This window comes from Olsenella sp. oral taxon 807 (genome assembly GCF_001189515.2).
In the GTDB taxonomy this organism is placed as follows: Bacteria; Actinomycetota; Coriobacteriia; order Coriobacteriales; family Atopobiaceae; genus Olsenella_F.
In genome coordinates, this window is record NZ_CP012069.2 from 982,031 (window position 1) to 1,002,400 (window position 20,370).

At 59.2% G+C, this 20,370-nt stretch carries 11 protein-coding genes; all 11 read left to right on the forward strand.

Going from position 1 to position 20,370, the window contains the following annotated elements:
- The first annotated feature begins 1,076 nt into the window (after positions 1-1,076).
- The 11 genes from ADJ70_RS04220 to ADJ70_RS04270 all read left to right on the forward strand — a co-directional run bounded on the left by ADJ70_RS04220 (position 1,077) and on the right by ADJ70_RS04270 (position 20,293).
- Positions 1,077-1,925 (forward strand): LytTR family DNA-binding domain-containing protein, encoded by an 849-nt coding sequence (locus tag ADJ70_RS04220; protein ID WP_050343787.1) that lies wholly within the window; start codon positions 1,077-1,079, stop codon positions 1,923-1,925.
- 41 nt (positions 1,926-1,966) lie between these two features.
- A complete protein-coding gene (locus ADJ70_RS04225; RefSeq protein ID WP_050343789.1) occupies positions 1,967-2,803 on the forward strand; it encodes a hypothetical protein in 837 nt (278 codons plus the stop codon).
- Positions 2,804-2,997: 194 nt separating this feature from the next.
- Complete coding sequence (locus ADJ70_RS04230; protein ID WP_050343791.1) at positions 2,998-5,031, forward strand: VWA domain-containing protein; 2,034 nt, start codon at positions 2,998-3,000, stop codon at positions 5,029-5,031.
- A gap of 32 nt (positions 5,032-5,063) precedes the next feature.
- Positions 5,064-8,519: a tubulin-like doman-containing protein gene (locus ADJ70_RS04235; RefSeq protein WP_050343793.1), complete on the forward strand. Its 3,456-nt coding sequence runs from the start codon at positions 5,064-5,066 to the stop codon at positions 8,517-8,519.
- Between the two features lie 70 nt (positions 8,520-8,589).
- Entirely contained in the window at positions 8,590-10,605 is a 2,016-nt protein-coding gene (locus ADJ70_RS04240) for a hypothetical protein (RefSeq protein WP_050343795.1), read from the forward strand.
- 8 nt (positions 10,606-10,613) lie between these two features.
- On the forward strand, positions 10,614-11,318 hold the full coding sequence (locus ADJ70_RS04245) for a hypothetical protein (RefSeq protein ID WP_050343796.1): 705 nt from the start codon (positions 10,614-10,616) through the stop codon (positions 11,316-11,318).
- 43 nt (positions 11,319-11,361) lie between these two features.
- Positions 11,362-12,981, forward strand: coding sequence for a hypothetical protein (locus ADJ70_RS04250; RefSeq protein ID WP_050343798.1), 1,620 nt, complete (start codon positions 11,362-11,364; stop codon positions 12,979-12,981).
- 32 nt (positions 12,982-13,013) lie between these two features.
- Positions 13,014-15,572 carry a hypothetical protein gene (locus tag ADJ70_RS04255; protein ID WP_157051392.1) on the forward strand — a complete coding sequence of 853 codons (2,559 nt, stop codon included), beginning with the start codon at positions 13,014-13,016 and terminating at the stop codon, positions 15,570-15,572.
- The gene (locus tag ADJ70_RS04260; protein ID WP_050343803.1) at positions 15,559-16,713 is read left to right on the forward strand and encodes a hypothetical protein; all 1,155 of its coding nucleotides are present in this window, start codon (positions 15,559-15,561) and stop codon (positions 16,711-16,713) included. Before ADJ70_RS04255 ends, ADJ70_RS04260 begins: the two co-directional genes overlap by 14 nt.
- A 101-nt stretch (positions 16,714-16,814) precedes the next feature.
- On the forward strand, positions 16,815-17,255 hold the full coding sequence (locus ADJ70_RS04265) for a hypothetical protein (protein ID WP_050343805.1): 441 nt from the start codon (positions 16,815-16,817) through the stop codon (positions 17,253-17,255).
- A 17-nt stretch (positions 17,256-17,272) separates the two neighbouring features.
- Positions 17,273-20,293, forward strand: a complete 3,021-nt coding sequence (locus tag ADJ70_RS04270; protein ID WP_050343806.1) for a tubulin-like doman-containing protein — start codon at positions 17,273-17,275, stop codon at positions 20,291-20,293.
- Positions 20,294-20,370: the final 77 nt, after the last annotated feature.

The following is a 20,370-nucleotide window of genomic DNA, read 5'->3' on the forward strand; positions in this document are numbered from 1 at the left end:
CCCGCCCATAATCAGGCATGGAGCGGGATTCCGGCAGGTTAAGGTTGGTGATTGGCTTCAGGTTCTGGTTATAAGCTCATAAGCGTGTCGCTAGCCTGGCTGGCCATGGGAGTTCACATCCATGAGCGACAGGGCAAAGTCTGTCAGCGCGCCAAAGGTTGAACCGGCAGCCATGAGGCCACGGTCGGGAATGGTGATCTTGAATTCTCTCTCGATCGCCAATAGCAAGCCAATAACAACACAACGAGCTGCATGGAGTCGACGCCCAGTTCCCCACAAAAACTCGTTTCGCCCGTGATGCCAGACACCTTCAGTGCCGATTCCACGAGCGCGTGCAGACGCTCCTTGGCGTCGTCTTTACCTGCGTCACTAGCTTCTCTCACTATCATTGCCCTCTCAATCCGCCGAATCTCCCTCGCTGCCCGACGGGTGGTCCCGCCTCACCTGTGGCGCGACGTGATATGCCTCGCTACGCTTTGCGGATCTAGGCAGAGGGTGTCGTCGATGTTGGCAAATACGGATTTCAGACTATTTTTGAAGATCATGTGATTTTATGCGCCGTCGCAAGGAGACGCACCGAGGAGAGCACGAGGATGTCCGGCATGATACCGCGAGAGATGTTGTTCTGTGGCGCAAATTTCTTAAGGATCCTCAACCAGAGGGTCTGCGAGACCGGCGTCTCGGCACGGGTGCTGATGACGCAGTGGCCCGCGTGAAGATGACGGGATGGTGGCCAGACAGGAGAGGTTGATGGGCGATCGCGCACTACGACGGCTATGAGGGCAGTGTCTTTGCCCTCATAGGGGCGTGCGCTTGCCCTGCCTTGGGGACGCCGCCTCGCACTCATGTCGCCCAGCCGCGATTTTGTCAAATTCTGCTGCGAGTATATCTTCTGGTGCATCAAGAAGACGTTAACAAAGAAAGTTACAGAAGGTATCACGAAAAGAGCTGTAATATAACTGAATATTGACTAGCGTCTTGCGTTGTGGGACCGCCGTCGGGCGTTTGTGAGGATGGTGTTGATATGATTGCAGACATAACACATACATCTGAAAGCAAAGTATCGGGGGGGGGTAATGGACCTTCATATTGCCGTGTTTGATGCGGACGCGAACCAGTCACAGAACTTGGTGGGCCTGATAGGGAAGCTCGGCCTCACGTGGTACGGCTCCCCAGGCCATCTGGTGCCGACGGTCGTCGAGCGCAGCGCGTATCCTGATCAAGGCATTGACGACCTGGACGTCTTCGTGCTGAGTGGCGTGGACTCGCTTGTGAGCCATGTTCCGGATGTGCTCTTCATTGCCAGCAAGCTTGGCGGAGTGGACGATGCCATCCGAGTGGTGAGCGGCTTCCTCTCCGATAGGCATACGACCCAAATCATATTCATAGTACCCTCGGACGTGTCTGTGGCGCACGGCCACACGGTGCAGCATGTGGGGTTTTTGGTGTGTCCCATCTCCCTCGACAAGCTCGAGCTTGCCCTGAATAGGGCCGTTCTCACCCTGTTTCTCGAGCGATGTCAGCTAGGCTTCGATTGTCCCCTCTGCCTGCGTGGCACCAAGGCGACGTTCTATGTTCTCGTAAGTGACATTCGCTATGTCGAGAGTCGTGGGCGGACGCTGCACATTCATCTGAGGCCTCACTCAAAGGCCATGAAGAAGGACGACGTCTCCGACGGGATGGCCTCCGCCTCCGGCATCCTCGACGAGGTGATTCCTGTCACCATGTCGCTCAAAAAGTTCCAGACCTTCGTGCCAGACACGTTCATTCGCTGCCACAACAGCTTCCTCGTTAATCTGAGCTGTGTCTTCAGGCTCTCGCGTGACACCATCACGCTCAGGGATGGGACCTGCATTCCCGTGAGCGAGCGCAAGAGGCAACACGTGCAGCAGCAGCTCTGTCGTTACGGGAGGGTCGTTGCCTAGCACGTGCGCGGCCCTTGGGAATCGGTATGGGAAGGGGAGCCATGGGACTGTGGGGAGTCGTCATCATCCTCGTGTTCTTGTTCATGATCTATAAGATTATTTTAAGGGGATTCAAGACGGGAGGCAGCTCCGGTTCCCTCGTGCTGCGCCTCATCCTCGTGGTGTTCGTGCTCGTGCTGGTGCCCTACGTCATCCTGATGCTGGTGGACGCCATGTCCATCTCCATGGGTATCGACATAGTGCGGTTTGCGGACGTGGGGCTGGAGAAGTGGCCTGCCGGAAAACTCATCAAGGGGATGCTTGCCCGCGGCACTCCCGTCTCCCCGCTCGACGTGGTTGTGGGCACGCTCCAGGCGATCTGCGTGGCTTTCGTGCGGGCCCTTGCCCCGGAGGTTCCCATCAGGGACTCCCTCGAGGAGGAGCATGAATACGACCTTCGCAACGACAGGCCCCGCCGGAGCCTGAGGGGCTGGATCGGCTGGGTGCTGCTAGCGACACTCGCGAACTCGTTCGTCACGGTGCTCATCAGCACCATCATCGGCCTTATCTTCTCTTCTCCCAAGGAGGTGTTGCCCCTCTTTGGGGTGATTGGGGTCATCGTTGCGGTGATTCCCGCATTTGGTCTTGGCTTCGTCTTTGTCAAACGCATTTTGCACGCACGGGTACTCCAAGGCAGCGAGGGGCCCAGGTTCAAGTATCCCAACATCACGCTTGCCTTCAAGATGTTTATGGCCATCGGGCAGTACGCCTGCATCACGGCAGGCCTGATTGTGATCTCGCAGAACGCCTACCTCGGGGCGTGTGCGGCCCCGTTCTTTCTCGCGGGACATGAGGTGCTGGGCATGGTGAAGAATGCCGTGAAGCTCGACATCGAGTAGGCTGGGGACCTGCAGTCATCGCCGCGATCGTGTACGCAGCGCCGGCAGTCATGAGCGAAGCTCATTCAGATATACACCTCACAGCTGCTATGAGTTCCATTTAGCAACAAGACTCCTTAAACTAGGAAAGTCTTGTACTGGTACACAGGATTGCTGGAATGTATCTGGTAGGTTTGATGTTACGGGGGTGTGGCATGGGGGACAGGCGACGAGCCCGAGGCTTTGCCCGCGCACTTCGTGCGACGGCCCTGCTGCTCTGCGCGACGACGCTCTGTTTGCTGTCGCTCTTGCGCGCGAGCGTGGCCTACGCGGCAGGGTCGGATCTTAAAGGTGACCTTACGAATCGCTACAACGTGGTGATAGTGACCGACGAGAGCGGTTCCATGAGCCGGACCGATCCGGACAACCTGCGAGGCGCGGCGATCGCCCGCTTCGTGGCGCTGCTTGCCCAGGAGGGGAACCGGGTAGGTGCCGTCGCCTTTGGCGAGGGAATCCCCCTGCAGTCCGACCTCAGGGACCTGACGAGCGTCCAGTTGCGCCAGGAGTTCGTGCAGAGGATGGACACGGTCGCGCTCGAGAATTGGACGAACATAGGCGAGGGGCTTAGGGCTGCCGTCGGTATGCTCGACGGCCAGAGGGACGCTAGCATACCCTCGATCATCCTGCTCCTCTCTGACGGCAACACGGACATGCCCAGCGACGAGGCGCGCCAGGCCTCCCTCCAGACTAAGGCCCAGGCCATAGAGGCGGCGCGCGGCGCGGGCTACAAGATCTACACGGTCAGCCTCAACGCGAACGGTGAGGCCGACTCCAACGAGCTGAGGCAGGTCGCCTCGGCGACGGGTGGGGAGTTTCGCGAGGTCACCAGTGCCTCGGACCTCCAGGGTGTCTACGACCTGTACTACTCGCTCGTGTTCTCGGCCAAGGCCGACCAAGGCAGCGACGTCGTCATACCAGACTCCGGCATCGTCAGTGGCGCCTTCGACGTCGCGAGCATCGGCGTGGAGGAGGCAAACGTCCTCATAACGGGGACACCGACGGACTACTCGTTCACGAGGCCCGATGGCACGAGCGTCACGCGCGACCAGCTAGCTGGCTCGACGTTCTCGACGGAGGCGCTCACGGCGGTGAAGGTGAGAGAACCTTTGGCAGGTACCTGGCGCTACACCGTACGCGGGGTGCCCAAGGACCATGTTCGCGTCGATATCGTCCGCAACACCGATGTCTCCGTCCGGCTCGAGTCGAGCGCCAGCGGCAGCAAGCTCTCTGCTGGTGACAGCGTGGACTTCACGGCGACCATCCTCGAGTCCGGAAGACCCGTCAAGCCCGAGGTCTACGGGAGCTTCTCCGGTGAGCTTGTGATCGAGGGAGCAGGCGGCTCAAAGCAGGCACTGGCGCTCACGGCTGGCGAGGGCGGCTTTGCCCTGACGGTTCCCTTCCCAGATAGGGGCAGCTTTGCGGTGCATGCGACGGCCTCGGGCGAGGGCTATGAGCTTTCCACCCAGACGCTGAGCCTCAACGTGGGAAACAGCGCACCTGTGCCCGGCGAGACCATACAGGCGACCGTCAACCTCTGGCCCTTCATCGACAACACCGCGACCATAGACCTCACGCCTGGCGCGACCGACACGGAGGACGGCGAGCTCTCCTATGAGGTCGAGTCGAGCGCCTTCATGCCCGACGAGTACAAAATCGACGGCTCCAAGCTGGTCCTCAGCGGCTACAGCCTTCCCGAGGGGTCGTTCACAGTTCGCGCGACCGACTCGGACGGGGCGTCGTGCACGTTCGACGTGCACGTGAAGACCGTCAACATAGGCCTCATCACCTGTGTTGTCATCCTCGGGGCCATTCTGCTTGCCCTTGTGGTGGCGGGCGTCCTGCTGCGGATCCTCCTGAACAAGCGCTTCTACGGTACTTGCTACGTGCGCCCCATGGACAACGAGAGCTCCGAGTACCAGAAGGAGACGAGCCTGGAGGGGAGCCGCGGGCGCATCAAGCTCGCTTTGTTTGGGGTCGAGACCTATGGCATAGACCCGCAGGCGTACTTCCAGGCGTCGGGCAAGGACTACGTGACCTTTGTCTCTAAGGTACCGGTGTACAGCGGCGGGCACATGCAGAGGAAGGTGCGTGTAGGTGGCAACGGCTACGAAGTCCCGATCGCCGTGGACGAGAAGGGACAGAAGGGCGTGGTTGTTCGGTTTAAGAGTGAGCTGAGTCGTTCAAGGTGAGCTAGACGCTTCTAAGACGAGGGGAGAAGTATATGAGTGGGCAGGATTCTGGAAACAACGTCGGTAAAGTTGTTGATGGTAACAGCGATGAAGTTGTTGATGGGGGACAACGGTTCATCCAAGATGACTCTGCCGTTCTCGCCATCGGCCTTGGGGGTACGGGGGTGGACTGCCTGCGAACCCTTAAGAAGAGGGTTTATGAGCGCTTACAGTCGGACAATCCCGGCGAAGTGGTACCCAGCTACGAGCACATTAAGTTCCTGGCAGTGGACTCGGACGCTGATGGCATGGGGAAGGCGGCAGATTCGTCTGTGTATGCTCCCTACAAGCTTAATATGGACACGGAGTTCTTTGATGTCTCTTGCGCGGACAATCTCTCAGAGATATTTGGGAAAAATCGAGTCAATCTAGCGAAGGACCCCGCGTACCGTGAGTGGCTCCAGTTCGATGACATCAATAAGGTGGGCACGGCCACCGATGGTGCGGGTGGCGTCCGCCAGATAGGTCGCTACCTGCTGGTGAGAAGGGCCTCCGAGTTCGTGTCGACAGTTCGTGACATGGTCACCGAGGCGATGGAGGATGCGAACGGCAACAAACGCAAGGTGTACGTGCACGTCTTCTCCGGTCTAAGTGGCGGTACGGGCTCCGGGACCTTCCTCGACGCGTGCTACCTCGTCCGGGAGGCATTGAGAAGGGCGGGCGCTAATGGCAACAGTGTCATGGGCTACCTCTTCCTGCCCGACGTGAACCTCGCCGACAAAGCTATCCCCACTAACGTGAGGACGTACATAGAGCACAACGGCTACGCTGCGATGCAGGAGCTGGACTACTGCATGGGCTTCGGGAGAAACGGTGACGTCTGGCACCAGACCTACCCCCGCGTGGGAGATGTCCGCTGGGAGACGCCGCCCGTGGACCTCTGTCACCTCGTGGCCGGGAAGACGTCGAAGGGTGTGCCCCTTCCCAAGATGTACAAGCATGCGATGAGTGTCGTGGCGGACTACGTGATGGACTTCCTTGCCAAGCCTGCACAAGTTGCGTTCAGTCTTAAATCTCATCTCAGTAATGTGCAAACCATCAGGGATGCGGAGAGGAACGAGCAGGACGCCGGCGCCTGCTACGACTATCTCGTCCTCGGGGCCTCGTGCGCCGTCGTGCCGTACGGCAGGATCATGACCTACCTCGTCTCGGGCTTCTTCCAGAGGCTCGAGGGGCTCGGCATGCGCGGCAGGGTCCCGACGCAGCAGGAGGTGGAGCGGTTCCAGGAGGGCGTTGGCCTCACGCACGACGCCCTGCTGCGGGAGCTGCAGAGGGGCGTCGGGGTCGACCCCGACTACTACGGCGCGAGGCCGGCCGACGCGCAGAAGAAGAGCCCGAACGTGGAGGATCACTACATGAAGCTCGAGGCCGCCGCGAAAGGTGCCCTCGCCCAGAACCTCTCTGACCTCTCGAGGGATGTCCCGGGCCACGTCCGGAGCGGGCTGCCCACCGACGGCAGGGCCCAGGCCGTGATGGCCAAGGTGGTGAACGCCGTCCTCGACGCCATGGTTGACCCCGAGCGCGGCCCCTGGTACGCCTCCGCGCTCTTGAGATCCGCCAAGGTCACCGACCTGCTCGCGGCGGCCCGGGGCATCGAGGCTAAAGCGGAGAGGGAGCGTGTGCAGGAGGAGGCCCAGGATGAGGAGGGAATGCCCATCTTGGACGACTTCGTCAGGGCGCGAGATGAGTTCTTTAACTGCTCGTTCCGACTGAAGAAGAGGTACGACGCCTTCGTCGAAAAGACCTGCGAGCTGACCCGCTGCCGCATCAGGAGGGACTCGTACGAGGCGCTCGAGAACCTCGCAGGTAGCTTGGCCGCGCAGATCAAGCGCCTCGCGGACGAGCTCACCGGCCCCTTCGAGGATGCCATGGGGGAGCTCATCGATATCTTCGACGAGAGCTGGTCTTACCTCAAACACTTTGCGGACGGCGCGAGCACCTACGAGCAGCCCGTCGTCACGATGAGTCAGATCGCCCCCGTGCTCGACGGGGAGCTAGAGAGTTGCGACGTTGGCAAGGTTACCCAAGAACTGCTCGACACATTGCTGGACAAGAGGGGCAGGGCTGCTTTGGGGCCGGGCGGCGACAGATCCATCCTGATATACCGGGTCTCAGACTACTTCGCGGAGACGTTCAAGGACTGGTCCCAGAGGTCGCTGACAAAGTACCTTGAGGACAAATACGGCATACACAACAACCCGAAGCTGCTCGCCAAGCAGGTGCAGGACGACCTCCTGAAGAATATGGACAAGCGAGCCGAGGTACTCTTCGACACCGACGGGAGGTACGACCTGCCGGACGATGGCTCCGCCCTCTGCTACGTCACGGTGCCGCAGACCTCCCCCGTGGTCGTGAATGCGGCCGATGGCTTTGTGAAGGCAAGGGGCACCGGATTCAAGAAGCGCGAGACCTCCGCGGCCGACCGCGTGAGCTTCCTTCGGCTCAAGATCGGCGTCCCCCTGTGGGGCTATGGTGCCCTCGCGCGCTGCGAGGCCGGCTACCAGCCCGCGCCCGGCAGGCACCTCTACGAGAGGGCGGTGTACGTGGATGGCGTCTCGGACTCCGCAGAGGTCGAGGCGTCCCGCGACTGGGGGAATCTGCCCTCGCCCGTTCCGCTGAGTCTCTCGAATTCTGACATATGGGTGGAAAAGCTTAACGAGGCGCTCGCCGCTGACGTGATTGTCCCTCACAAAAAGGGCTACTACATCCGAACTTTGACCGATGAGTTCATGGGGGGCATCCGCACAAAGCATGATGCGGCGAAGGGACTGCCAATCGTCGACAGGCTCAAGGTGCAGAACGAGCTACAGGCCATGGACTCCAATCGTGTGTACGATCCCAATGTGCATCTCCTTTCCGACATGATGAGACCCCAGAACATCAAGGCCGAGAGGACGATCTGCGCCGACCTCCTGGCCAAGGCCCCGGTGCTCGTCGAGATCGTGCGGGAGGAGCTCGAGAAGTGTCGCGAGATAGCGGGCTACATCGAGGATCTCCAGCCAAAGGTGGACCATGACCTCGAGAGCTTCCGCAATGCCCTGTTCACCGGGGTCATCGAGTTCTCCAATCCCGTCGTCCAGTACGTGAGCGGTGGGCTCAATGGACCGATTGTCCTTTCAGATAGGACATTCGGCCATGGAACCATCCCGCTCTACCAGGCATTACTGAGCTTCAAGGACAAGTCGGTGCTTGTGCCAGCCATGCGCAAAGCGATCGAGGCGCAGACGCAGAGCATCCTGACAGCCAACCAGATCCCTGCCAGTGTCCAGGGGGCCTGCGACGCCGTGCAGAGGGAGCTCGATCGCGGTCCTAATCTCATCGCAATTGCGACGGCAATGTTCCCTCGTGAGGTTGGTGAGGTGACGAATTTGCTCACTGATCTCACAAAACAGTTAACTACCTTTAGGTTGGCGTATCTGATTCCCGGTGCAAAACCAAATACAAACTAATCTTACCCTCCGGTGTCTGATCATGGATTGGCAGGTGCCGGAGGGTCTTTGAAGGGCTCGAAGAGTTGCCATGAAGAAGGATGATATCTCAAAACTGATAAGTGATGCCGCCGCCACCTTGCACTCAAAAGGCAATGATGGGATGAAGAAGTACGTGGGAGTGGAGTATCCTGCGTGCGTCCTCTATTACGGAGAAAGTACGTCCTCATTTCACAACGGCATACTCGAGGCTTTACAAAGCGAATGGGGAATTGTTGCGAGCATCATTCCCTTCTACACCATCTTAAACCCAGACTTGTCAGGTAGGCATGCACTGAAGGACATGCAAACGAGCAGTGATGCGGATGTGAAGGCATTCCAACGAACTGTCATGAACGTACAGGGTGCTAAAAACAGCAATTTCTTCAATGACTCGACTGTACTCTATACCTTTTGTGTTGTCGATACACGAGGCATGGGGCCTGAGGACTTTCATGATTGGTATGCATGCATAGAGAGCATACAGGATCTTCTCGATGGCGTGACACTCAAGACCCTGCTCATTGTGTTATTGAACAATTCTGTGGGAGATGCCAATGCCTCATCGATTACCCAGAAGCTGGCCGAAATCTACGAGGGTGAAGAGCTTGGGCCAGCGAATGGGCACCTTTACGAGGGTGTTCTCCTGTATGGCAACCAGAGCTGGAACAAGCAGTTTAACGGGCTATTCGATGAGCAGGTCGCTTGGGAGCATGGCGATTGGAATGTGTTGGCTGACGTGATAATGCTGACAAATTCCCAGTATGACGCTACCACACCAAATTTCAACGCTGTGTCAAGTCTGAGGCGTCTGCTGTTCTCCACCCGGGTCCATCCGGCGGTGACTGTAGCGCTCAAACAGGTAGAGAAACCCTGTGGTGACATCGCAACTGTTTCCTTGTTGCATGTGGTGAGGCAGCTTGATGCGAGCTTTACCGCAATGAAAGGCGTGCCTCTTAATGAGCTAAGTGTTTTACAGGCACTTGGGTGCAATGAGAATGGATATTTTCAATTTACTGATTATCTTAATGAGCAAATTGATGAAATTGAGAAGAATACATTTAGAGGCTTTGAGGATGGCCTACCCCTATCAATTGAATCTGCACCGCTCACGAATACGCCTGATATGGGCAAGTTATCCTATGGGGAGGCAGATGACAAGACAAGCGGATGTCTCTCTGCTTTTGTTGAGAACAACCATCTTCGCCAGATCGATAGGGTGCTGTCGGATGGCTCCAACGGTATCGATAAGCTGATGCGGGAACGTGTGACGTCGACCCTCACCGCACCCCAGCTGCTCAGTCTCAGCAAATCGGCATGGGAACAGTATATAGAGAAGGCCTTTGTTGGGGCGCGGGCATATGATCCCAAGCGGCTTAAAGTCCACGATGCCATAGATCGTAAGTTGCGCCAAAGGGTAGCGGAGAGGGCGCACAGATGCGTCTTGGAAATCATTAGCGAGCTCTATGATAAGGCTGGGCAGGTTGAGCGTGAATTCAATGCGCTGAAGAGTGATGTGTCGCTTGCCACGAGTAAGGTGGATCCCAATCTTGATAACTTCTATGGGAAGATAGTAAATTCCTTCTGCATATCTGGAGGGCTGCAAGAAGTGCAGCAACTTGTTTTTACCTCTGATGGTGATCGGAAGACGATGATCGAGGCTATTCGTACAAAAGGACTGAAAAATCTCTTTTCCTATGCGATCGATAGACAGAACATATTCAGTCTCGGGTTTATGGATGAACTTACGCTGCGTATGGCAGACGGTAAGGCCCAGGCTGCTGCGCAAACTGTCATCGGGGCTGATCTTGTTAAGAACATCTCTGGTCAAGTCGCCTACCGCTCAATATTTCCACTTTCTAGCCAGCAGGTCGAAGCCTATCTCCTGCACGTTGACACTAACGCGGTGGGCATTGATCGGGCCAGCTCATCTGGCAAGCTTTACTCGTATTTGAATAAGCGCGCCATCCCCAACGGCACAAGTCGCGTTTTCTTGAACATCGGTCGGCGGGACAGCGCTAGCTCGCTGTGGTTCTACGCGCTGGATACCCAGCATCTTCGAGGGTAGGGAGCGCCATGAAGGTTAGGATCTTACCGAGCTCAAACCAGCATTACGTGGGCAATATGCAGCAATCCTCAGGCTCTCTTACATGGGACTCCGCTGGCATTGACTGGACTTTGATGGTGCGCGGTGCCTATGGTGAACCCATAAACATCGATGACGCTATCGTGAGGCAGTTGCAAATCCGGGGTGCCAGTCTTGTAAATGGTCCTGATGGACCCGTCAAATTGTCTGACGGGCGCAGCATCGTCCTGCTACGCTTCAACCCTATGATGGGCGGTATTAATGCCTACAGCTATTCAAATTCCCATGCGCACTATGCCATCTTTGGCTGTGTCTATGAGAGTGAAAGTGACATGCTGACTGTCTACGAGCCCGATTCTTTTGCAGTCACTCAGTGTGACGTGCCCGGTACGGTGAAAGTGTGTATCAAGAAGCAATGGGAAAGACAGCGGCATTGGCTCCCCTTTTGCAGCAAAGACGTCTTCCTTGGTTATAGCGTAAGCATCGAGTATGACGGCAAGCTATCTGATGGTGAGGATTGGGGTCTGCAGTACGAGTTTTCTCCCATTGGCTCGTCTGGTAAGTCATTTTGCTACCCCATCGTGTCAAAAATGGTAGGGGCGAAGCTCTTGGTCCGTGCCTCGCCAGGGCAGGAGCCTCCCAAGATAAAGAGCAGCAAGAAAGGCTATGTGGTCGAAGTAACTGCTGACTTATAGGCATAGGCTGCCAGTCGGCGTAAGTGGGTCGAAGGGGATCGCTATGGGAGACAAGGATGCAGGCAAAAATATTACCTGCCCATTTTGCTTCAAGACGTTCAAGGATTGGCAAGTCCACTTTCGTATGGAGGTACGAGAGGATAACCCGCTCTTTGAGCCTCAGAAGGACCAGAAATATGAGGACTTTTGGAGCGAGTATGGAGGAACAACCGAGTATGGGGAGTCTGATGAGGTGCCTCCGTACTTTCACCGTGTGTATGATCCTTGTGACCCCGGCCATAAGAATGCGTTCATCAAGGAGGATCCTCAGGCTGATCCCCCGCGCACCGTACTTGTACGTGATGTGGACGGCATGGTGATTGGGGCGCGAGATAGCTTTGGTAAAGTGACCAGGGAGCGGGTCTGTCCTCACTGTCATAACTTACTACCGGGGGCTTACGGGCGCAAACCCGTCAAATTCATATCGTTCATTGGCATAACGGGCGCAGGGAAGACAGTGTACCTTTCGCAACTATGCAGGTTCATGCCAGCTCAGTTAGGAGCCTACGGCGTCTCGGTGATGCCAACAAGTCAATACGCAAATGATTATATGAATAAAAACAAGGTCGTGATGGGGGAAAAGTTACCGGATAGTACTAACCCCAAGCGACTGCTGCAACCACTTTGCTTTGACTTCACGTTTTCGGATCCAGATGGAAAGCAGCACACGCAGACGTTTGTGTTTTACGATATTGGGGGCGAGAACCTAGAGGAGAAAGAGGGAGAAAAGCTTGCGGCCCAAGCACAGAAGTTTGGTAGATTTATTCTACATTCTGATGCGCTTATCCTCCTAATTAATCCGGTGCAGTTTACTGGTATGAATAGGGATGCTATCGCCAAGGACGATGAAGAATCCAAGGGCAATGATGAACCCTTGAACCCTGCCACAGCGCTAACGGTTATTTACAATCTTTTTAATCAAGGCCTGAATCCTGATGCTCTCAAGAATATACCCCTAGCTGTCTGCATCTCGCAGGCTGATAAACCGCTAAATGGCATGGATTCGGCTTGTCAGTATATCGCCGAGGGTGAGAGCCTATCGGGCATGCGAGGTGCTCCAATACCAGGCTCCGGTGCCTTGGTGTTTAACGCGGCTGACTACAACCACTGGCAAACGTACATTGATAGCTTCGTAAACTTGCTCAAATCTGGAGCAAACGAACTGGGGACAAAACTTAACAATGGCTACGAATGCTATAACTACTTCATGATCGAGTCAATTGGCGTGCCACTCGAGAAAAAGTCTGAGTCGAGTGGCACTGTCTATCAGGTACCAAGCAAGCAGCCAGTGCCCAAGCGCATCATAGAACCCATCCTCTGGATATTAACGATACTCTCGATTGACGGCAGCGGAAGGCCAGCTGTGGCCGTTGAGGGAAAAATCAATGAGCCCAAGGGATGGAGATGCCCGTCCTGCAATAAGTGGTGTAGCGACACCGTGACCTTCTGCCCCAAGTGTGGGGTGAACAAAAAAGGCGAATGGCGCTGTCGCAAGTGCAAAAGGCTCAACCCTCGCTCTGCAGAGTGGTGCGAGAGTCTGTGCTGTAACACGAATCGCTCCGGTGGATCCAGAGGCTTTTTCGCGGGACTTTTCAGTCGTATCTCGCGTGGGCGTGGGGCGTAGCCGACGGCATGGTGAGCGGAGGTGTCTGACAGGTGGACTACCAACAACTTTGTTACGCGCGGGTAGGTTGTCAAGGCGTAGGCTCTGGTTGGCAGGTGCTGAACGTCTCGCCGGGCGTCTCGGCGCTCGCGAGGTCGGTGTATCCGCGCCTGCAATCGGGAAACGCCAATACCTCGGCAGACGTCCCTTCCGAGGAGGGGCAGCTGCCTCAGGTGCTCGAGCTTCGCTCGGAGGGCGAGCTCGTGTTTCTTACGATGGTCACCTATGGGGTGGCTGATGAGCTGGGGCGCCCCTCGTCCTTTTCCCACGGCCTCGTGTTTGGGCGCGACGAGTTCGAGCGGGACCCGCAGCTGGCCCTTCGTGTGAGGCGCACGAGCTTTGGGCACACCCTGGAAGATACCCTGCCCGAGAGGCTGCGGGTGTCCCTTGCCGAGCCGATGGGCCTCGCTTTGGCGCGAGAGACGTGCGGTCTGGACCTTACGGGCCATGGGAGTCTCCTTTTGTGCGTGTGTGAGGCGCTCGGCCTTGACGGAAGGTTGGGCAGGCCGTTTCGGATCCTGTGCGACTGTGAGCCTCGGACGATCCACGCAGTCCTTACCTGCATCTACCAGTCCATTCCCTATGGGTTGCGCGGGCGGGTCTCGTTCAGCACGTTTCAGACCAATGGAGGGCTGCCCGTTGACGTCGTGTTTTCCAAGGACGACCAGGGTCGCGGCTTCGACCTGGCCAGAGGCGCGATGCGAGGGGGCAAACCGCGCGAGACCAGCGTCGCAGGTCCCGAAAGACGGCTTCCCGCGTTTGCCGCGCACGTCCTGAGGACGGAGGTCAGCGAGGGGGAGCTCTCTCGATACCTCGGGGCGCTCGAGGACGAGGTCCAGACCTTCTGCGATCCCAACGAGGCCTCCGTTTTCGCGTACGAGGCGGCGTACGATAGGCTTGTGAAGAGTGGCGTCATCGAGCGCCTTGAGTCCTATGAGCGCCCACTCGATCCAGAGTCGATCGTGAGGCGGCTCCTATGCTCCATGGGCCTGCCGAAGTCCGAGGACGCATCGCGCCGTGCCGAGCGGGACGGGCTTGTGTCCGGTGCCCTGCGAGACGTCGTCGAGCATAGCGTGGCCTTGGATGACTGGGTGTATGATGAGGTGGCGAGGGAGGCTGAGGACTCCAAGCTCGACTCGCTCGAGGATGCGCGCTTTGACTATGACACCTCTGTGAGGTTCGCAGGCAAGACCCCAGAGGAGGGTGCCGCCTATCTGGCACAGGAGTACCCGGACGCTGCGTCTCGCTCGACGGCCGAGTTCCTGAGGCTGCGCTTTGCCCTAGCAGGCAGGCCCGCGTCGAAAGACGTCTTGATACGCTATTATGAGAGGCTTGCTGATAAGCTGCAGGGGCCGGGCGGACCTTCGCTAGATGACATCAGGTCGTTTCATGACGAGACGGCCATACTCGAGGACTCGTGCATCGACGAGCGCGTCGCCGCGCTCTGCGAGGCGCATGCGGTGGCCCGGGTGGTGCCAGACGGCGACCCGGTCGAGCTGGACAAGGCCATAAAGGCGCTCTTCTCCCAGGTCGAGCTATCTGAGGACGCAAAGGCCCGCATACGAGGCGCGGTTGCCGTGGCATACTGGCGCAGCTTCAGCTTCAAGGCCTTCAACTTCAGGTGGAAGACGTACAAGAACAGCGTAGTGAACCAAGAGGATGTCTGCAAAGGACAGCAGGAGTACCTTGCAGCACTGCTTGCGTCTCGAGTTGGTCAATACATTATTAGAACCCAGTACGAGCTTCTCGCGAGATCATACCGGGTGCTTGAGAGGGCGCTCGAGAGGCTGGAGGGCGAGAAGAGCGAGGCCCTTAGGGAGCGCCTTGCCGCGTACCTGAGGAAGTGGGCACGCGCGGGAGCGCATCCGCAAGACTTTGACACCTTGTGCCGGGTAGCCCAGGCCATCTGTAACCCTAGTGAAGGCGCGAAGGCGCCGCAGGTGTCCTCGACATCTCCCCGAGGATCTGACGTCCAGGCCGTCTGTGACCCCGGCGACAATGCGAAGGCGTATGCGTACATGCTCGAGAGCGGCATGCTTCCAGACGACCCCGCTGCACTTAGGGCCATGCTGGACCACTCGAGGGTACTGCGGGAGGACGGGGAGCGTAAATGCTTGCTGGAGCAATGCAAGCGCATGTCCAGGCAGCGACGATCGCCCGTCTCCAAGCATGCGAAAGACGTCGCCCGCGCGCTGCGCTCCCACGAGAGGGAGTCTCGAAGGTCTCGGAAACCAAGGCATGCGGAACCCGTCTTGAGGCACGGGGCGCGGCGTGAGGGGCGCGATGTCCCGGCCAACGCGGGACCTGGCACTCTTGCGCGCTTGTTTGGGTTCGGGGGAAGAGGAGATCGCGAGCCTCATCGCGAAGATATCGGGACACGGGGCTTCGAGCCCCCAGAGGGTGAGGACCTGACCGCACGCAGGCTCAACGGGCTCATAAAGCCAACAGAGGTGCAGGGGGCAACGGGAGGGTCGTCTGACCGTGTCGGCTCTTCCGGGAGCCATTCGATCAAAGGTTCGAGGAAGCAGGGTAGCCGAGATGGGAAACGATGAGATGACCGCTGGCCTCGATACCGGCAAAGACAGCCTTATCAGCGTGATGTATGCGCCACACCTTGCCTACGTCACACGTGGCAAGACGGTCGCCTCTCCTGGCGGCGAGCGTCGGCTCGTGGATGCCGTGCCGCGAGCCGGTCATCCCGCGCAGATCGGGGCGCCCCTTGCCAAAGAACGTCTCTTCCTCGTCCCGATAGACTCCCTGTTTCACATCCCGCGTGTCTCACCAGGGGAGGGCATGACACCCATGCGCAGGGAGCGACGCGAGATCCTGCAGCACTGGAACAGCATCATCATCTACCCCAAGGAGCGCTCGGACTGGTGGCTGCGCGGCGTGCCGGAGCACCCGCTGCGGTCCCACTTCGACTGGCCCGTCGACGTGGCAATGACGACCGACAGGGAGCGGAGCTTCCTCGTCTTTCCACTCGCGTCTGACGCCGGACGACTCCGCCCGCTCTCGGAGCTGATGGTGAACCTGGACGATGGTCGCCCGCCCCTCGAGTTCGGCCAGGAGATCGCCGACCATCGCGACCTGCGCATCGCGCTGGCACGATCGCTGGTGGAGGCTTGGGGGCAGCTTCGTTCCTGTGGCTATTGCTACGGCTGCTATGACAGCTCGAACATCTTCTACGACCCCAAGGCGAAGGAGGTGAGGTTCGGCTTCAGCATGGCGACGCGTTACCTGCCTGACGGCGATGCCGAGTCCCCCTCGCCGATTGCCGTAAGCAAGGGCGCGAGGGAGAGCCTCATGTTCGACTACATCGATCCCGTCTCCTACGGACCGATACGGGAGGCCGTAGACCATGGGGAGCAGCCCAGTGCGATCCTCTCGCGGACGGATGACTTCGTCATGTGGGCCATGGCGTTTCGCCTGCTGGTGGGCAGGCTACCCTTCTATGGTCCCAGCGCGCTGACCGTGCCAAACACGAGCGGGGAGGATCATCTCAGGTGGATAGACCAATACCAGAAGAACGCGGTTTTCATCTTCGACTCGACCGATGACTCAAACCAGGTTGGTGGGAGGGACGGCTTCGCGGGTGAGGAGGTATTCAGGGAGAACTGGGAGGCGATACCTGATGACCTGCGCGACGAGATGTTCGATCGCTTTGATAGCGGTGGCACGGCGGCGGCAAGCTGAGGAGTCGCGATTTGTCGCCGCACGTCCTTGGAGCCTGCCCTGTTGGCGAGGCTGCCTCGGTGGACATGAGCAGGAGAGACGGAAAGTTGGGAGGTTAAGGCATGGGTTTATCTGATCTTTTTAAGAGGCAGCATCTGATACTCGTCATGTCCTTTGACTGCGATGACAGCGGCCATATTTCGATGAGCCCCATTTCTCATATCGAGAACTGCCCGAGTCTCATCAAACCCGATGGACAGGTAGACACTGTCAATGCGTTCGGAATAATGAAGGTGACATTGTTCACTGTTGAGAGAGCAAGAGCTTGTAAGGAATTTGCGCTCTGGATTGGGGAGATGCCCAAGAAAGGCTCTTCTCCGATCTTCTATGACTGCATCAAGGTAAAGGACTTGGATTTCTCAGTGCCCGGAAAGATAAGGGGTCAGTTTGCTCACATAGATTTTAGGAATGTCAATGACTCATCCGGACATCACAGCGGCATGGTTTTCAAGGTTCCGGTTCCTGATCGCAGTTTCAGTGTAAAGCTCAATTACGATTGGTAATCCTAGGGAGGTTGGCCATGCCCAAGAACTCATTTCATTCCTTTTGGGGCGGGATCACAGACGAGGTGTGGCAGTGCGCTCAGGACGATTTTGCCGCCCTCGCCATCGGCCTCGGGGGCACGGGCATCGACTGCCTGCGAACCCTTAAGAAGAGGGTTTATGAGCGCCTGCGGCCGGACAACCCCGGTGACGCGGTGCCCCGCTACGACCACATCAAGTTCCTGGCAGTGGACTCGGACGCCGTGGGCATGAAGAAGGTGGCAGATTCGTCCGGGCATGCTCCCTACAAGCTTGATATGGGCACGGAGTTCTTTGATGTCTCGTGCGCGAACAATCTCTCGGGGGTATTTGGGAGAAATCGAGTCAATCTAGCGAGGGACCCCGCGTACCGCGAGTGGCTCCAGTTCGATGACCTCAATATGGTGGGCACGGCCACCGATGGGGCGGGTGGCGTCCGCCAGGTGGGCCGCTTCCTGCTGGTGAGGAGGGCCTCCGAGTTCGTGTCGACAGTTCATGACATGGTCACCGAGGCGATGGAGGATGCGAACGACAACAAACGCAAGGTGTACGTACACATCTTCTCCGGCCTGGGTGGCGGCACGGGCTCCGGGGCCTTCCTCGACGCGTGCTACCTCGTCCGGGAGGCGCTGAGAAGGGCGGGCGTCCAAGACTGCATGCTCATGGGCTACCTCTTCCTGCCCGACGTGAACCTCGCCAACACAGCCATCCCCCCCAATGTGAGGAAGTACATAGGGCACAACGGCTACGCGGCGATGCAGGAGCTGGACTACTGCATGGGCTTCGGGAGAAACGGCGACGCCTGGCGCCAGGCCTACCCCGGCCTGGGAGAGGTCCGCTGTGAGGCGCAGCCCGTAGATTTCTGTCACCTCGTGGGCGGGAAGACGTCGCAGGGCGTGCCCCTCCCCGACGCGTACGGCCACGCGATAAGCGTCGTGGCGGACTGCGTGACTGACACGCTCGTCAGGCCTGCGAGTCCTTCGTACAGCCTTGAGTCTCTCCTCAGTAATGTGGAGACCATCAGGAGCTCTATGAGGGGTATGCAGGACGCCGGCGCCTGCTACGACTACCTCGTCTTGGGGGCCTCGTGCGCCGTCGTGCCGTACGGCAGGATCATGACCTACCTCGCCTCGGGCCTCTTCCAGAGGCCCGAGGGGCTCGGCATGCGCGGCAGGGTCCCGACGGAGGAGGAGGTGGAGCGGTTCCAAGAGGACGTGGGCCTCACGCATGACGCCCTGCTGCGGGAGCTGCGGAGGGGCGTTGGGGTCGACCCCGGCCACTACAACGCGATGCCGGCCGGTGCGCAAAAGAAAAGCCCGAACGTGGAGGATCACTACATGAAGCTCGAGGCCGCTGCGAGGGGCGCCCTCGGCCGGAACCTCGCGGACCTCTCGAGGGGCGTCCCGGGCCACGTCCGGACCAAGCTGCCCACCGACGGCAGGGCCCAGGCCGTGATGGCCAAGGTGGTGAACGCCGTCCTCGACGCCATGGTTGACCCCGAGCGCGGCCCCTGGTACGCCTCAGCGCTCGTGCGCTCCGCCAAGGGCACCGACCTGCTCGCGGCGGCCTGGGGCATTCGGGCCGAGGCGGAGCGGAGGCGCGACCACGAGGCGGCCCAGGATGAGGAGGGAATGCCCATCTGGGACGACTTCGCCAGGGCGCGAGATGAGTTCTTTAGCTGCTCGTTCCCACCCTTTCTGAAGGGGAAGTACGACGCCTTCGTCGAGGCGATCCGCGTGCTGACCTTCTGCCACATCAGGAGGGACTCGTACGAGGCGCTCGCGAAGCTCGCAGGGATGCTGGGGAGGCAGCTCACCGACCTCGCGGACGAGCTCACCGACCCCTTCGAGAGGGTCATGGAGGGGCTTATCGACACCTTCGGCGCGAACTGGTCCTACCTCAAAGCCTTTGTGGACGGCGCGAGCACCTACGAGCAGCCGATAGTCACGATGGGTCAGATCGCCCCCGTGCTCGACGGGGAAATCAAGAAATGTGACGTCGGCAAGGTCACCCAAGGGCTGCTCGACGCCCTGCTGGGCGAGGGGGGCAGGGCCGCCTGGGGGCCCGGGGGCGACGACGCGCCCTTGGCGCGCCTGGTCTCGCGCTACTTTGCGGGGACGTTCAGGGGACCTCTGAGGTCGCTGGAGGGCTACCTGGAGGACAGGTACGGCATACGCAATGACCCGAAGCTGCTCGCCAAGCGGGTGCAGGACGACCTCCTGAAGAAGATGGACAGGCGGGCCGAGGTGCTCTTCGACACCGGCTGGAGGTACGACCTGCCGGACGACGGCCCCGCCCTCTGCTGCGTCACGGTGCCGCAGGGCTCCCCCGTGGTCGCGAACGCGGCTGCGGGGTATGTGGCTGCCCAGGGCGCCGGCTACAGCGTGCGCATGACCTCCGCGACCGACCGCGTGAGCTTCCTCAGGCTCAAGTTCGGCGTCTCCCTGTGGGGCTACGCCGGCCTCGCGCGCTGCGAGGCCGGCTACGAGCCCGCGCCCGGCAGGCACCTCTACGAGAGGGCCGTGTGCGTGGAGGGCGTCTCGGATCCCGCCGAGGTCGAGGCGTCCCGCGACTGGAGAGAGCTGCCCTCGCCCACGCCCAGGAGCAAGATGGGCCAGGGCACCGACCCCGAGGTGCGCCGCCGCGCCGACGAGGCGGCGGGCGTCCTCGACGAGGCCCTGCGTGAGGGCATCGTCGTCAGGGGGATAGGCGAGTACACAATACGCACCATCTCGGACGGCTTCATGCGGGGCGTCCGAGATAAGTACGATGCGGCGGCGAAGGGGCTGCCGGCCGACGACAGGCTCAAGGTGCAGGACGAGCTGCGGGCCATGGATGCCAACCGTGCGTATGACCCCAAGAAGCACGTCCTCTCCGACATGATGAGACCCCAGAACCCCAAGGCCGAGAGGACGATCTGCGCCGACTTCCTGGCCAAGGCTCCGGTGCTCGTCGAGATCGTGCGGAGGGAGCTCGAGAAGTGTCGCGAGATAGCGAACTGCATAGAGGACCTTGGTTGAGGAGCGGGATCTCCGATCGGATACCGCCTGCCGCAGCTTCGACACCTCAGCCCACGTTGTCCCCCACGCCGGTGGGG

Bases quoted from the DNA above. Each gene is read 5' to 3' on its own strand.
- ADJ70_RS04245 (WP_050343796.1), top strand. From the start codon at position 10,614: ATGAAGGTTAGGATCTTACCGAGCTCAAACCAGCATTACGTGGGCAAT.
- ADJ70_RS04260 (WP_050343803.1), top strand. From the start codon at position 15,559: ATGGGAAACGATGAGATGACCGCTGGCCTCGATACCGGCAAAGACAGC.
- ADJ70_RS04230 (WP_050343791.1), top strand. From the start codon at position 2,998: ATGGGGGACAGGCGACGAGCCCGAGGCTTTGCCCGCGCACTTCGTGCG.
- ADJ70_RS04270 (WP_050343806.1), top strand. From the start codon at position 17,273: ATGCCCAAGAACTCATTTCATTCCTTTTGGGGCGGGATCACAGACGAG.
- ADJ70_RS04240 (WP_050343795.1), top strand. From the start codon at position 8,590: ATGAAGAAGGATGATATCTCAAAACTGATAAGTGATGCCGCCGCCACC.
- ADJ70_RS04225 (WP_050343789.1), top strand. From the start codon at position 1,967: ATGGGACTGTGGGGAGTCGTCATCATCCTCGTGTTCTTGTTCATGATC.
- ADJ70_RS04250 (WP_050343798.1), top strand. From the start codon at position 11,362: ATGGGAGACAAGGATGCAGGCAAAAATATTACCTGCCCATTTTGCTTC.
- ADJ70_RS04220 (WP_050343787.1), top strand. From the start codon at position 1,077: ATGGACCTTCATATTGCCGTGTTTGATGCGGACGCGAACCAGTCACAG.
- ADJ70_RS04265 (WP_050343805.1), top strand. From the start codon at position 16,815: ATGGGTTTATCTGATCTTTTTAAGAGGCAGCATCTGATACTCGTCATG.
- ADJ70_RS04235 (WP_050343793.1), top strand. From the start codon at position 5,064: ATGAGTGGGCAGGATTCTGGAAACAACGTCGGTAAAGTTGTTGATGGT.